The following is a 13,681-nucleotide window of genomic DNA, read 5'->3' as shown; positions in this document are numbered from 1 at the left end:
CTAGCCCTGCTGTGTTATTGGAAGTTAGGCAGGGTAACGTAGTGCTGGTACCACGGATCAATGGCATAAGACAGGCATACCCCATCGGGACGCCCCCGGTAGAATTGCATAATTCGCTGACAGGCTGCTTCACTGCCAAAGATATAGAGGTCCTGACTACGGACCAGATAAGCCTGTACCTGCTCCCGGGCCAGCAGGCTCATCGTATCAGAATAGGATTGATTGATAGAAGTCATCATACACAAGATAATGGCACCCACCTTACTGGAAGCAGGATGAGTGCCGGTGAAAGATCAGGCCAGTAAATCACTAAAACTATTCAGGTCCGGGTTCTTGAGGAGTTGGGGACCCCGCGCCAGATGGAGGCAGTGCCCGTAGCCTTCTCCGTTGATCCTTTCGGCCCGATTGAACATCGAAAGTGTATTGTCACTACTACTCTTCATCACATGGGAAGTGTAGTGGGTCAGGCCATTGAAAAGGCCAAACAGGGTATAGCCCGTAGCATCCATCTCCGTTTGGAGACTTGCCTCTACACAGGTAATGATGTTCTTCTTCCGGGTGCTGAGTTCCTCCCTACCCAGGCGTTCTTCCCGGCTCAAATTAGTGATGCGAGCCACTAAACTATCGTGCAACTCCTGGGATACTTTTATCCTGGAAAACGAATCCAGAGACGTGTAGTAGTCTTTCAGACTTTGACGGTAGTTGTTGAACTCTTCCTGAATACGCTCTACGCCTACCGTAAGGTTATTAGAGTGCCTGACCTTGAGGGAACGGAACTGACGGGCAAAACGATTTTTACAGCGAACCATTATGTTAGAATGACCCACAAAAAAGGTCGTGCTGCCATCATGGCTGTTTCCTATAAGCAGATGGTCTTTGAAGGCAAAGCCACCTACTTCAAAGGGTTCGGTACAGCGTAAGTAGCCAAGCATTTTTTTACCGCCTTCCAGCTCATAGATAGCTTCGATGGGAAAATGAGTGACCTCTGCAAACTTTTCGACACATTCAACAAAGGCTGCATTGGTCATGGGTTGGTACCCCTGTCTGCAAACGTTCAGGAGCGCACCGGTATCACTACGGACCAGGGCTTTGTAGCCGGTGAGCTGCTGCGGCTCTCCCTGAAAATAAGAAGTGATTGGGGTTTGAACTACTTCCCAGTCTGATAGAGAAGTAACAAGGGATGGAGGTTGTAAAACCATGAGAAAGATGAATTAAGAGGTTTGAAAATGGCGGTCTGTCACCCGCTTTACTTACCTAAAGATACCACATTACAGCAATTGGTACAACTTAGTTAAGTACTATTTACCCTCTAGCTCCCCCTTTCCCACCGGTTCCGTTTTTCAGCAGGCTTTTCTTGCAAAAAGCGTTAATATTTTATTCTAATTCTAATAAGAGCCATTACAAGATCCTACTTGCAAAAGCTTTCAATTATACAGCCTCCGTACTTCTATTAAAATAATACAACAATATTACAGCGTATAGGTGCCATAGGCTCCTAGATTCTCATCCCTCTATTTTTGGGTACCGATTCCACTTTACCCGGTTCCGGATGATTCTTCTCTTGCTTACATTCTGTTTGCGCATGGCTATTCTCAACCCGTTGATAGGGTTCAAGAGGCACCCCGCTCAGCGACAGATTGCTTGACTCGGGCAGGCTTTGCCCGTTTCGGCTGCGCAGCACATCATTGAAATCGTTCTGAACGGCAGTGGGCCGTAAAACGGCGGTCAAACGCTGGCCATCCCGCCGAGTTATTTCCTCTGCCAGCTGGTCAAGAACCCTTTCCAGGAGTTTGGACTGATTCGGAAACCGAATCTCCGACTCAGTTCGCAGGGTACCCGTTTCAACTACTACAAAATTCTCCCGTCGTGTCTCAGTAGCCAACTTACCGGGGGGCTGGTACAGGTTTACCTTGTCGAGTAGACGCCCCAGTACTTCCTCGTTTTGGGCTCGGGCCTTTTCAAAACTTACCGAGCTGCTAAGTGGATGCTTGATTTGGAGCGTAAGTAAGTTAAATCCCACTTCTTTTATATCGGTTACATCCTTCCCCTCTCCGGGTACAGGTGTGGGGTTGTTGTATACCACCTGCGGATGGATGGCGTAGCTATCGTTCCGCAGGTGGTGTTTTGTAGCCAACAGATTGATGGCGAACCGATGCCCCGGTGGATTTCCGTCCATCCCGATGACGAACTGGGCCTTGGGATGCTCCTGCACGAAGCGGGCAATATGCCCCAGCTGCTCTTTGGAAGGATTGCCGGCGGGCGAAATGTACTGGCGGTACTCTCCTGCCTGGGGAGGCGACAGCTTGTGGTAAGACAGGGAATCGATGGGTGACTCGGAAATAATGATCCGGTTCGTGGGTATAGGGCTTAGGCTCCCCTTTTCAACGGGTACCGAAAGCACCCCTTCCACCGGATGGTCGGTATGGAAAATCTGCGAACTGCCCGTACCCGAGACAGTGCCTTTTGTCCCCCGCTCAAGCGGCACAAGTTTATCGCCCAGGTGGTACTCCATCCCGTGAAGGAGCTGCGCGTGTCCATTGCTTTTCCAGATGGCATCACCCTTGTTTCCGGGGGGGAAGCTTTTGAAATCATCGTTCCGGATATCCATGGAAAGGATGTTTCCTTTCTCCGACCTGAGCGGGAAGGCCACGTTAACATGGCTTCCCTTTTGAACGGTCAGAACCTGGTGCTGAAATTCTGGTGCCTGAACCGTCTCAGGTGCCAGCATCCGGCTTCGGGTCAGGTAGTCTGACTGCTGAGGGGAATACAGGGTCACGCTGTAGGTCTCCAGCAGGTCAGATTGCCTGAGCTTTTGATCGTTGAGGTACTGCCGGGGCGTAGCTACTGCCATGGGTGGGACCTGCGTTACCCGCTCCCGGTACGACGGATTCCCCAGCAACTCATCAACCACCTGGAAAACCCTCCTGTAGTCTCCTTCCTTGTATTTGATAAATCCCACGACATCGCCTTTCAGAGCATTGTTGTTCAGGTCCACAAACCCCTTAAAACCACTCCTGGAGTTGGTCATCACGGCAAAGCGCTGACTATCGCCGGTAATACCTGATTTATAGACCCGCCACAGGTCATTGGGTTTGGACTTGGAGCTAAGCTGGTAGCCGTAGTGCTGCAGGACCACTTCCATATCAAGCTCATTCCGAATCTGGGTGAAGTCGCGTTTCTCGTAGAGGGGAGTCTTCGTGTTGGGACGGGGTGCAGGCTTAGAGGCAATTTTTAGTGTGTTCTGCTTTTCCATGGTAAGGTAGGTAGATGGTTCAGCCAGAGGCGGACCAGAAAACGGAAACACTTTGGCTGCCTGGTACAGGACCGCCAGGTTGTACTCCTTCGCTTTCCCCCGGGTGTGGCCAACGTTGTGATATAAATCAGATAGTGATAAGTGAGAAAGCCTGACCACCTTATCCTGGGTATGATCCGGGGCCTCCAGGGTTGCGATGTCAACTCGCCTGCCGTAGGCTTGGGTAAAGTCCGTTCCCTTAAAGCCATTGATCGTAGGATAGAATTCAACGCTCAACGTATCGCGGGTTGCAATGCCATTGGTGGGGGCAAGAGGTTTCTTTTGCTCAGGGTCAAAATCGGCAGCCATCACTGCCCTGCCTGCCCCCTGTAACGCCTGGTTGAGGCGTTGCAGGTTACTGCCCTGCGTATCCACCCAAAGCTTTATGGTACTGTCGGTACGGGCCTGCTCGTAGGCATTGATGGAAAAACTGCCAAATGCCAGGTACTGCACCTGATGAGCGTGGAACTGCTGGAAGAGCTCCAGCCTGTCCGGATCCAGAAAATTAATGGGCTGGTTCATGGGGACTTTTTAGGGTACTGATTTATAAATGGTGATAAAAGGCGGCCAGCACAAACAGACGAAACTCCTGGGGCAGAGCCAGCCACTCTTCTACCGAAAGGCGCTCCCGTACGGTGGGTACCAGTATCGGATCTTCCTCCGTCAGGTCGGTACGGATCTGACAGGCTTCCAACGCATCTTCTCCATAGGTCTGGAATAGGTAATCAAGGGTACAGATACCAGGGGGCTTATTAATCGTGTTCATCGGAATGGACTTGTTTATACGTTTCAAGATCCTGAAATCAGTAGAGAAGGGTACAGGTATAAACCTACGGGTCCCAAAGCCTGCCCACATTTTCCAGCTCCTGCCTCTCTTCAGACTTTGTTTCATTGTATTCAAGCACAAATATATACCTTCGTATTTTAAATTTTAAAATTTATAATATGACTAAGTTTGAACATGTTTACCTTTGGGTTTTCCTGCTCTTACTTTCCAGGAGTCTGCCCGGCTACTCGCAGCATGTGTCGGAGGAACTCACCGTCAGGGATGTAATACACGACATGCGTCCGGAGGAGGTACTTAGGCTGTATGACCGGCTGGGAAAGGTGGATAGTACTTGTCTGGAAGAGATACCGGGTATATGTCCGCTCCATGAAGAAGAAGTACCTTACCTCACATCGGGTTATGGCCTGAGACTGCATCCGCTGGAGGGGAAGTTCAAACAGCACCAGGGCCTGGATCTGGCGTGTCGGCGCGGGTTTCAACTGGTCTACGCTACGGCCAACGGACGGGTAATCTGGTCAGGCCATCAGAAAGGACTGGGGCTGAGCCTAACGCTCCTGCACCCCAGTGGCTACGAGACAACCTACGGGCATCTCAGCGCGCTGTACATCCGCGAAAACGACTGGGTCAGACGAGGCGAAATTATTGGGACCATGGGACGTACTGGAAAAGCGACGGGTATTCATCTGCATTATGCCATCCGGAAGGCGGGACAATTCGTAGATCCCCTCCCCTACCTCCGGCTGTACGAAGAGTACATAAAAAATAAAGACGCCGGTCAGGCGTCTTCTTCCAGAGAGTAGTACTCAGTTACTACTTAGCTAACCGGGTTTTTACCGCATGCAGCGTTTGTTTGTCTTTGCGGCTGGCTCCTACTTTTTCAAGCGCCAGGTCGATGAGCTCTTCCGAGTAGTAGAGTTTGTCAAAATCATAGCCATTCCGTTCTACGGCCCGCTTAAAAGTCATCATAGTAACCGCCGTTCCTTTTCCCTCCTTAAGGGCCTGAAACTGCTGGTAGCCAACCCCGTATGGCTCCAGCAGCTGCTGTTCGCTGGGCCGCTGGTACATACGCTCAGCCTCTTCCTCGGTCAGTTCCCCCCGCTCCCGCCTGGCTACTACAATCAACTGGAGGCAAAGTGAAAACACCAGCTTGTTGAAAAATGCCACAGCGGCAGGCTCACTGTATATTTCATCGAGTTTCCGGTGAATCTCAGGATTAGAAGTCATGGCAATCGTAGGTTACCTGGTGGTACGTTATTCTATTATAATTTATAAATTCAAAACTAGTACATTTTATCTTGGAATAAAATAATCGCGTTATGGCCTACGGTTCAGTTTAGGCACCACGGGCTCCGCAGTTTCACCCGCTTTTGAAAACTCCTCGAATTCCAGCCTGATCAGTTCGGTTACCTCCTTTTTAATGGACCGGTAATTATCCTCCAGCAGACGGGCTTTCCAGGACTCCTTGTCCTTCGGGTCGTACGTTGCCTGGGGGTAATACTGCTTCACGAGCTCTCGGACGTCCTTGATCACAGGAGTGGAATAGGTGCTTTTTTTCATTCCTTCCTGGTCCACCCGGATCAATCCCTTAAAGGTTTTTAACCGGATTTCTTCTCCGAAGTTATCAGCAAACTGCCCCACAAACTCTCCCTGTGAAAGGGAAGAAATCTTGGAGGCCGGAATTACCTCCTGCAGGGAAGTCGAAAGGGTTACTGAAGTATCTTCCTTTCCAAAGGTGATATTCTCTGACTCCTGCTGGGTCTTCCCGAACCGGCGGGATAGTTTCTCGGCCGATTCGAACACCACCTGTCCGGAGAATACATTTCCCGGCAGGTTCATGATCACCCTGGACTCTTTCTCCCCGTAACCAGCCGTCAGCTGTTCAAAGTCCTGAAAGCCCAGCCAGGTGGCCACCCGGTTGCTGCGGGCGGTAGCCATAAGAGAGGAGATGCCCTTGAGGAACATGGTAGGGAGCTCGTCCCAGAACAGGGCCGACTTCAGCCGTCCCGGCCGGTTGACCTGTTTCATCATCTTGGAGGTATACAGGGAAAACACCGCTCCGTATACCTCATCACGCTCGGGGTTATTGCCGGTACACAGGATCTTGGGACTCTCGGGATTGTTGATATCCAGGTTAAAATCATTTCCAGACATGATCCAGTAGAGGGTCTCGGAAGAAAGCCGGGCCAGGGGAATACGGACCGAGGCAATCTGTCCTTCGAGCTGCTCGGCCGCGCCGTGCTGGGCCGCACTGGCGAAGGGTCGTACGTAGGCCTCCAGCTGCGGGTAGGAAGCCATGATGGTAAACATTTCCTTGTAATCCTTCTGACAAGCAAATTCCAAAATGTGCGGAAAGGTACACACCCGCTGAAAGCGCTTATACAGCCTCAATTTCTCCTGGTTCCGCCGCCCCACTGGTTTTTGAAGCTCCTCCTCATACAGGTGGGTGTACTTGACCGTTACCAGCTTCATGTACCAGATAACCGAAGTCAGAAAGTTAATGGCTGATTCTACGAAAAAGTCCCCCTGTTTGTCCACCCAGGTACGGTTCAGGTTCAGCATAATTGTCGCCGCGCTCTGGTAGCCGTCCAGGATCTCAGTCATGCCCGAGGGAACCAGCGGGTTGCACCGGTGGGAATATTCAATGTCATCAAAATTAATGATATAGAACTGGGGGACGATCAGCTGCCCTTGTGCGTCTCGCCCCCAGGCCGCCGGATTTTCCCGCAGGGTCTTCTGGTAGGCATTGTAGGCTTCCAGGGTCAGCGTGGGAAACTTGAAGTCATAGATGTAAGCGGTGTAGCCCTTCCAGATGGACTGCCAGATGGCCGGCACCAGCACCGCAAAGGATTTACCCGAACCCGGTGTACCCAGGATCATGTTGGCCCGAAAGGGATTGATTATGTTGATCCAGCCATCCCGCCACTGCTTTTGGAAGTAGTACAGTGTCTTGAAATGAATAGAGTCCGCATTCTCTTTGTACTGCTCGTTCTGAGGAAAGGTTTCATTCTCGCTGTTGAAAATATCATTGGTATTACGGAAGTACATGATCCGGGAGGCGTACTGACCAGCTTTGATCAGACAGAAAAGGGACAGGCTGTCCAGGATGAGGTAGGTAAGCCCTGACATACGCGGCGGAAAAAACGACGTGGTAAGCAGGAGACAGTCCAGGAAAAACAGCAATGTCCCGATCAGGGCGTAGGGATATACATCCTTCACCTGTAAACCAGGATCCAGCTTCCCGCGGGTACCCAGCGCGTGCAGGACCAACAAAAAGAAGAGCGCCAGTTTCGTATTCAGGGGGTGATAAAACAGCCCATGCCGCTCGTCCAGCCTACCCAGTACGTGCGTGAGTAGTTCCTGTGGGCGCAGCGGCCCTATCTCCAGTAAGGGAGCCAATAGCTCAAAGTTAAACCAGTAGTGGTGCAGGAAAAACAGTAAAAGGGCTAGGTAAAAGAGAAAGTCTATGCCTTTGGTGCGACCATCTTTCTCGGCGGAGGTTGTAATCATATGGGCGAATAAATAAATTATCAAATTTATAATTTATTTTTGTCATCACAACCATAACTACCAAGGCGTATGAAAAAGAGAATGAATTGGGTCAGGTACTTTCTCCTCCTTTGTGGAGCAGCTAATCCGGTAACAGGGTGGACACAAGCACCGGTTGTGAAGGCAGAGCTTACAAATACTAAGGTGTTTCCGGCTTCATCAGTCGGACTACTACCCGCTACGTTTCGGGCTTCCAGTGTCGGTGAAGACAGCCTACGCACGGAGAAGGAGATTTCTCCTCTCCTGTCGTCGGACAAGGACCTGGTCCCACCACAATTCAGGGCTGAGACAGTTATTTCAGTACGTGAACAGCAGAGAATACAGGAGGAGCAATCGAGCGAAGCCCTCTACCGGGCTCAATCTGATCCGGCCTATTTCGAGCAGCAAAGAAAAAGGTTTAGGGAGGAATATCAACGGCGGGTAAAGGTTAGAAATAATCAGTAACCTTCTACTAGAAAAGGACACCCGTCCGTGTCCTCTTTCTTTACTTTCTGGTTTTTGTATAGGTAAACGTGAACCCATTTTGGATGGTAATCTTACCATCCTTCAGGAGCAGGGGCCTATTACCCAGCGGAGTGACAGCATAGTAGTAATTACCTGAAGCTTCGTACTGGAGGGGATGCGTCTCGCCATTCCGGTATTTGAGAAACACGCCCCTATCCTGCTCGTAAATGGTGAATCCCTTCTCCGCTTTCTCTACTCGTTCCCAGCTGCCCAGGTAAGCTGCTTTCGTCGTTGCTTCTTCGGTGGATGCTCGTTCACACGAAAAAGTCAGAAACAGGAGCACTAGTCCCTTTATCACCCTCCACCCGCTGGTTATCATACGCTACTGCTTTGAGATAATATATAAATTATAAAATTTATAACAAAAGTATAGTATCTCAACATTACATCCAACCATAGCAGCTGCTAATCTTTGGAGCAAAAGTGACATCCTGTCACTTTTCTTTTAGGCTTCCTACTCCAGTGTATTTAGGAGAGCCTGTGCCTTATGAATTATTAACTGGATCACCTCTTTACTTGACAAATCTCCCTCTACGAGTTGTTTTAGCTCCTGCCGCAAGCCGACTGCTTTGGGAGCCTGGCGTTTTGTCTGCTTCCGGCCCCCCACAGCCTCCGTCTCCTCTCCTACCAATCTTTGAATCAAATTTGTGATTTCCCGAGACTTTTCATCCTCCTGCGCTTCCGGTGTTTCTTTCAGATCATCCAGACTGGTAAAAGCCTTTGGTAGCCTTTCCAGTAACCGGTTCAGTTCCTCCGCGTTCTGAATAGGCTTGTCGGGCTTTTCTTTGGCCAGCGCTTTAGCCGCCGCTCTGGGAAACTTCGTCTTTCCGCCTAACACCTCACTTTTCAAACCAGGCGATAACTCATCCAGCCCTTTCGCATACTCCGCATCCCGCTTGATAGTCCGAGTACTCACTTTGTATTCCCCGGCCAGATGCTCCGCCACGTTGATCCGCTCTGAGCGGTTTTCCTCCTTCATTTTATTATACCTAAGGCCTCGCAGGTAAGACGCCTGCTCGGGCGTCAGGTTCCGGCGTCCCAACTGGTAGTTGATCATGTAATCCCGGACCTGGCTTATATCGTCAAAATGCAAGATATGAACCGGGTAATCCAGCCCGTGTTGCCGGGCGAGGGTGTAGCGGTTGTGCCCATCAATAAGGACATAGACAGGCCCTTTACCCCCCTCCTGATCCGGGAGGTTGCCCGCGGCACTGGTGGTACCTATCACGTCTGAAGTAGTTTCCCAGACAGTTAGAGGATCTTTAATGCCATCTGCCAACAAATTGCTTTCCAGTTGCTGAGTTTCCTCCGGCCGCAGCGGTGGAATCAGGTCCCGGAGTTCCGGCAGGATGACCAGGTTAGATTTAACGTATTGACTGCTGTCTACTTCTGGAGAGGCAGGCTCCCCGAGCTTTTCTTTATCAGTAGTTTTGGTCTTAGCCATAGGTTTGAAGGTTACGTCTTACTCTAAGAGACGGCAAAGTTTGAAAATTTAGAGTGTATTAAAAGGCCCTAGATGACTATAAAACTACTATTTTTGAAGATAGATAGTGCTCTGTCATCCCTTCTACTGCCTGGTAGCAGCAAGCTGGAAACTTTTATTCAAGAAAGGGTATGTAGGAAAGTCCCGCTGAGCCATCTCTTTGCACAAAAATGAACCAGGAACGAACCTTACGTCTGCTTGGAACCTGCGAAAGTATTCGTCTCGAATACAAGGAAGCGGCTAGTGACCTACCCCGTAATCTATTTGAAACCATCTGCTCCATGCTTAACCGTGATGGAGGTGATATCCTACTGGGTGTTAATGACCAGGGGCAGGTTTCAGGTATTGCACCGGATGCTGTAAGGACCATGATCACTAACCTGGTTAATCTATCCAACAATCCCCAAAAACTGGATCCACCTCATATCTTATATCCAATGTCGCTTCAGGTGGATGGAAAGACAATCATTCATCTCCAGGTGCCTTCCAGTTCTCAGGTGCATAACACATCCGGGGTAGTGTTTGACCGCAGCAACGATGGTGACTTTAAATTAACAAGCACGGCCCAGATTGCTGACCTATACAATCGAAAACGTACTCATTATACTGAAGGATTGGTGTATGCAGGCCTGCGCTTTTCCGACTTTAAGGAAGAGCTATTCCCTAAAATACGAAACCTGATTAACAGCCATCACCCCACCCACCCCTGGCTAGCCCTGTCTGATGAGCAGATGTTGGAAAAGGCCGGGCTCTGGAAGCGGGACCCCCAGACTCAGGTAGAAGGCTACACCCTGGCAGCAGCGCTTCTGTTGGGTAAAGATGAAGTGATACAGAGCGTCCTGCCACACTACAAAATTGATGCGCTGGTACGCCGCATGGACCTAAATCGCTATGATGACCGGCTGTACATTCAGACTAACCTAATAGATGCTTATGATCTGTTGATGGATTTTGTGGCCAAGCATCTACCTGACTCGTTTTTTATGGAAGGCTCCCAGCGGGTAAGTCTGCGCAGCAAAATTTTCAGGGAGGTCGTGGCAAATCTGATTGTGCATCGGGAGTATACCAACGCCTATCCCTGTACCTTTATCATCAAAGAGGATGTGCTTGAGACGGAAAACGCCAACAATCCCCATGGTTTTGGTCCGATCGATCCGGAGCGGTTCTCCCCCTTCCCTAAGAACCCGACCATTGCTAAATTCTTCATTCAGTTAGGACGTGTGGAGGAGCTAGGCTCCGGGGTACTAAATATTAACCGGTATCTTAAATTCTACGCAGGACAAGGAGCCCCTGAATTCGTAGAGGGAAATGTTTTCAGGGTACGCATTCCCCTTCCGGCGAAAGAAACGCCGAAACCAGCATCATCGCTTCCCGTTGAAAGCGACCCTATACTCACCAAAACGATGGCTGCTATAGATGCCCTGCTTAGCGACTCCTATGATGGCGGCATAAATGGCGGTATAAATGGCGGTATAAATGGCGGTATAAAGCCAGAAATAGCTAAACTTATAATTTTCATTGCAGATAGTGCGGGAGTAAGCTCCAGACAAATCAGCTCTACCATCCAGAAGTCCACAAGGACTACGGAAAGGTATTTACAAATTGCTCGTCAAGCAGGCCTTATAGAGTATAGGGGGCCCTTGAAAACAGGTGGATACTACTTATCATTGAAAATGGCTGAGCAATTAAAGTAAGGGAAGCATTCTGGCGTTAACTTATTGCTAAATATTGTTGTTACTGGTTGTGCAGTGCATAGATTGTATATCTACTAACAACCGGCCTGGCTAATCTTTCCATATACATTTACCTGCGGCCCACCGCTGCGGCACGAACTCTGCTTTCACTAAATTTTCATGTAGGCCAGGTACAGTATAAGAACTGGAGGGGCACCAAACGATAGCTTAACCCAGCAGGGGGTTCGGTATAATTGATTAAAAATTACAGAGCGTTCCAGGGGAAACGCTAGGGAAACGATGGGCTATTCGGTCTGTTCGAATTGCTAACTGCAAAATTTAAGTGACAAAAGGCGAAAAAGAACACATAGAAGCATCTCTCTTTTCTATCGTATCTTTCACAACACCTACTACCTGCCTAGCTTTGGTCTTACAACCGATTCAGTTATCTTAGTTTTACTATCCTCTACCATCAGCAAATTCTTATCCAGCCTGGTCTGCAGTTGTTTGGCTGTAAATCCCACGTCCTGCCCTTTGATAGGTACACCCTGATAGCAGTAGCTGGAATATTTCAGCTTGCCTCCTTCCAACTGGTACCTACACTCGATCCCCTTTTCTTTCAGCCGTCGCTCCATATCTACCGGGTTATGTGACTTCTCCTTCAATGCTTCCCGAATGGCCAGTTGAACTACCTGCTGGGCTTCCAACTGGTTAGGCGTTACTTGCCGTAGCTGCCCTTCTTTCAGTCGCTCTACCCTGGCAAAACTCAGTTCCTGGCATATCTCCCGGCATATTCGCTCGTTACGAGCATAATTATGAGAAGTAGCCAGAGCTGTCCCTCCATCGGTGGGTACCCGATTAATGTAAATGTGAATATGCCGGTGAGGCTGGTCGTGGTGCTGGTACACTACGATCTGGTGATCGGTAGGGTCAGCGCCCATCTTCTGGCAGTAGCTTTTTGCCGCTACGATCATCTGCTCCCGCGTAGGATACTCCCCCGGCTTCCAGTTCAGAGAAGTGTGCCAAACAGGCTTCTTACACCGTCCATAGGCAGCTTCCTGTTGCATCTCGTCGGCAATCCCTTTTGGATCCTGTGATACAATGTTATTGAGCAGCAACAACTCTGCTTTTCCTTTGATTATGGTTCCGTCCAGACGATACCCAGCACCATAGTGGATGGCTCCGTGGAAGTCCGAGCCAATAGACGTTTTCGCAATCATACCTTAAGGAGGCTTTTCAGTTTGTCTAATAGATCCAGCAGCTGCTTTTCATAAAGAAGGCCTTTGTGGGCGTAAGCCGTTAGCTGATTCAGGTTGTTGCCGATACCCTGAAGATTCCGCTTTTCCTCCTTCTCAAAGCGGGCCTTTACCGGATGGTTTATACCCAGCCTCCTCAGGTAGTGTGATACGCTAAGACCAGCCAGGGTAGCATTGGCTTTAATGGTTTCATACTCTTTCTGATTGACGCGTAACAGGATCACCTTATCTTTCTTTTCCCGCTTTGAGGCAGTAGTCTTACGGGGATCATAATGAGGTTTATCTTCCATAGCTATGGTAGTAGGATTAATTTGTGAGGGGCTTGGGGCCTTCCCCAACAAGGCAAGGGAGGCACGACCGGTGTGTTTGGGTATAGAATTGAGAAGCGGAGCGCCGGAGATTGTATATACAAACACATGGCTTGCTTCTGCTTTTCATCTACCGTTTTTGCCCTTTTAAGAGTCATTTGTTGTTCAGGATCGTCTTAACGACACTTTATGTTATGTTGTGTTACTGACATGTTACCTTCGGCAAGAGATGTGTTGGTTTCGTGCTACTACCATGTTGGTTTATGTTGACTTGTGTTACTGTCATGCTAGTTTGTGTTGCTGCCATGTTAACATCACTAGTTTTTTATATTTTTTTACAAATTTTATAATTTATAATTTGTAAATTAAGTAAACAGCCCGGATATTTGAAGAAAGTTTGAGGCGAATCAATGGACGAAGGGAAAGAGCGGACTTCTAACAGGCAGGCACGGGAGCGGCTCCATTTTTTACATGAACATGGAATACAAAAAGGCCGCGGGGAGCTGTTGATTCAGCTGTACCGCCGGGAGATTCATGAGCTATCCTTAGTAGGGGCATCCAAGGTAATATCACAGGACCTCGGCATTCCCGTTGGGGTACAAACCATACGAACACTTCGCGTCAAACAAAGTAAGCAGGAAAAAGGGTTTGGAACGGGTGGGGGAAGAGTCGAATCAACGGTAGAGCCTCTCCCCTCCCCTGGCAATAGCCTAGAGCAAGCAGGTCTTCCGGATGGTCTGAATGGATTCAAACCTTTAGATGTATTCGCCGACGAAAATCAAATAAAGCCCAACCTGATCCGGTGGGCCGCACCAAAAAAATCATAGTGTAG

14 protein-coding genes are annotated in these 13,681 nt (G+C 49.3%); 4 read left to right on the top strand and 10 right to left on the bottom strand.

Translation table 11 applies throughout. The annotated features are described in order from the left end of the window. Window positions 1-14 precede the first annotated feature (14 nt). From JUB14_RS25920 to JUB14_RS25905, 4 genes are all read right to left on the bottom strand, one after another. Window positions 15-239, bottom strand: a complete 225-nt coding sequence (locus JUB14_RS25920; protein WP_207509780.1) for a hypothetical protein — start codon at window positions 237-239, stop codon at window positions 15-17. Window positions 240-293: 54 nt separating this feature from the next. Beyond that, window positions 294-1,199 carry a DUF932 domain-containing protein gene (locus JUB14_RS25915; protein WP_207509779.1) on the bottom strand — a complete coding sequence of 302 codons (906 nt, stop codon included), beginning with the start codon at window positions 1,197-1,199 and terminating at the stop codon, window positions 294-296. A 296-nt stretch (window positions 1,200-1,495) separates the two neighbouring features. Then, window positions 1,496-3,814, bottom strand: a complete 2,319-nt coding sequence (locus tag JUB14_RS25910) for a DUF3991 domain-containing protein (protein ID WP_207509778.1) — start codon at window positions 3,812-3,814, stop codon at window positions 1,496-1,498. A gap of 22 nt (window positions 3,815-3,836) precedes the next feature. Further along, the gene (locus JUB14_RS25905) at window positions 3,837-4,184 is read right to left on the bottom strand and encodes a hypothetical protein (protein ID WP_207509777.1); all 348 of its coding nucleotides are present in this window, start codon (window positions 4,182-4,184) and stop codon (window positions 3,837-3,839) included. 53 nt (window positions 4,185-4,237) lie between these two features. Between JUB14_RS25905 and JUB14_RS25900 the strand changes: the two genes are divergently transcribed. After that, entirely contained in the window at window positions 4,238-4,879 is a 642-nt protein-coding gene (locus JUB14_RS25900) for a M23 family metallopeptidase (protein ID WP_207509776.1), read from the top strand. Between the two features lie 10 nt (window positions 4,880-4,889). Here the strand turns inward: JUB14_RS25900 and JUB14_RS25895 are convergent, their stop codons facing one another. Beyond that, window positions 4,890-5,303, bottom strand: coding sequence for a hypothetical protein (locus JUB14_RS25895; RefSeq protein ID WP_207509775.1), 414 nt, complete (start codon window positions 5,301-5,303; stop codon window positions 4,890-4,892). Between the two features lie 90 nt (window positions 5,304-5,393). Next, a complete protein-coding gene (locus tag JUB14_RS25890) occupies window positions 5,394-7,586 on the bottom strand; it encodes a YWFCY domain-containing protein (RefSeq protein ID WP_207509774.1) in 2,193 nt (730 codons plus the stop codon). A gap of 69 nt (window positions 7,587-7,655) precedes the next feature. Between JUB14_RS25890 and JUB14_RS25885 the strand changes: the two genes are divergently transcribed. After that, window positions 7,656-8,069 carry a hypothetical protein gene (locus tag JUB14_RS25885; protein WP_207509773.1) on the top strand — a complete coding sequence of 138 codons (414 nt, stop codon included), beginning with the start codon at window positions 7,656-7,658 and terminating at the stop codon, window positions 8,067-8,069. 40 nt (window positions 8,070-8,109) lie between these two features. On the opposite strand, the gene JUB14_RS25880 is transcribed toward JUB14_RS25885, so the two are convergent. Continuing rightward, window positions 8,110-8,448 carry a hypothetical protein gene (locus JUB14_RS25880; protein WP_207509772.1) on the bottom strand — a complete coding sequence of 113 codons (339 nt, stop codon included), beginning with the start codon at window positions 8,446-8,448 and terminating at the stop codon, window positions 8,110-8,112. Window positions 8,449-8,583: 135 nt separating this feature from the next. Continuing rightward, window positions 8,584-9,573 carry a ParB N-terminal domain-containing protein gene (locus JUB14_RS25875; RefSeq protein ID WP_207509771.1) on the bottom strand — a complete coding sequence of 330 codons (990 nt, stop codon included), beginning with the start codon at window positions 9,571-9,573 and terminating at the stop codon, window positions 8,584-8,586. 209 nt (window positions 9,574-9,782) lie between these two features. On the opposite strand from JUB14_RS25875, the gene JUB14_RS25870 reads away from it, so the two are divergent. Beyond that, window positions 9,783-11,306, top strand: a complete 1,524-nt coding sequence (locus JUB14_RS25870) for an RNA/DNA-binding domain-containing protein (RefSeq protein ID WP_207509770.1) — start codon at window positions 9,783-9,785, stop codon at window positions 11,304-11,306. 389 nt (window positions 11,307-11,695) lie between these two features. Here the strand turns inward: JUB14_RS25870 and JUB14_RS25865 are convergent, their stop codons facing one another. Both JUB14_RS25865 and JUB14_RS25860 read right to left on the bottom strand, forming a co-directional pair. Next, a complete protein-coding gene (locus JUB14_RS25865) occupies window positions 11,696-12,505 on the bottom strand; it encodes a relaxase/mobilization nuclease domain-containing protein (RefSeq protein ID WP_207509769.1) in 810 nt (269 codons plus the stop codon). Next, the gene (locus JUB14_RS25860) at window positions 12,502-12,831 is read right to left on the bottom strand and encodes a plasmid mobilization protein (protein WP_207509768.1); all 330 of its coding nucleotides are present in this window, start codon (window positions 12,829-12,831) and stop codon (window positions 12,502-12,504) included. Before JUB14_RS25860 ends, JUB14_RS25865 begins: the two co-directional genes overlap by 4 nt. Before the next feature lie 428 nt (window positions 12,832-13,259). Here JUB14_RS25860 and JUB14_RS25855 point away from each other — a divergent pair, with 428 nt between their 5' ends. Next, a complete protein-coding gene (locus tag JUB14_RS25855; protein WP_207509767.1) occupies window positions 13,260-13,676 on the top strand; it encodes a hypothetical protein in 417 nt (138 codons plus the stop codon). The last annotated feature ends 5 nt before the right edge of the window (window positions 13,677-13,681 follow it).

It is taken from the genome of Telluribacter humicola (genome assembly GCF_017355935.1).
GTDB classification, from domain to species: Bacteria; Bacteroidota; Bacteroidia; order Cytophagales; family Spirosomataceae; genus Telluribacter; species Telluribacter humicola.
This window is presented reverse-complemented; position numbering and strand designations above follow the sequence as displayed.

Coding starts and splice junctions, on each gene's coding strand:
- JUB14_RS25920 (WP_207509780.1), bottom strand. CDS start 239: ATGATGACTTCTATCAATCAATCCTATTCTGATACGATGAGCCTGCTG.
- JUB14_RS25915 (WP_207509779.1), bottom strand. CDS start 1,199: ATGGTTTTACAACCTCCATCCCTTGTTACTTCTCTATCAGACTGGGAA.
- JUB14_RS25910 (WP_207509778.1), bottom strand. CDS start 3,814: ATGAACCAGCCCATTAATTTTCTGGATCCGGACAGGCTGGAGCTCTTC.
- JUB14_RS25905 (WP_207509777.1), bottom strand. CDS start 4,184: ATGAAACAAAGTCTGAAGAGAGGCAGGAGCTGGAAAATGTGGGCAGGC.
- JUB14_RS25900 (WP_207509776.1), top strand. CDS start 4,238: ATGACTAAGTTTGAACATGTTTACCTTTGGGTTTTCCTGCTCTTACTT.
- JUB14_RS25895 (WP_207509775.1), bottom strand. CDS start 5,303: ATGACTTCTAATCCTGAGATTCACCGGAAACTCGATGAAATATACAGT.
- JUB14_RS25890 (WP_207509774.1), bottom strand. CDS start 7,586: ATGATTACAACCTCCGCCGAGAAAGATGGTCGCACCAAAGGCATAGAC.
- JUB14_RS25885 (WP_207509773.1), top strand. CDS start 7,656: ATGAAAAAGAGAATGAATTGGGTCAGGTACTTTCTCCTCCTTTGTGGA.
- JUB14_RS25880 (WP_207509772.1), bottom strand. CDS start 8,448: ATGATAACCAGCGGGTGGAGGGTGATAAAGGGACTAGTGCTCCTGTTT.
- JUB14_RS25875 (WP_207509771.1), bottom strand. CDS start 9,573: ATGGCTAAGACCAAAACTACTGATAAAGAAAAGCTCGGGGAGCCTGCC.
- JUB14_RS25870 (WP_207509770.1), top strand. CDS start 9,783: ATGAACCAGGAACGAACCTTACGTCTGCTTGGAACCTGCGAAAGTATT.
- JUB14_RS25865 (WP_207509769.1), bottom strand. CDS start 12,505: ATGATTGCGAAAACGTCTATTGGCTCGGACTTCCACGGAGCCATCCAC.
- JUB14_RS25860 (WP_207509768.1), bottom strand. CDS start 12,831: ATGGAAGATAAACCTCATTATGATCCCCGTAAGACTACTGCCTCAAAG.
- JUB14_RS25855 (WP_207509767.1), top strand. CDS start 13,260: ATGGACGAAGGGAAAGAGCGGACTTCTAACAGGCAGGCACGGGAGCGG.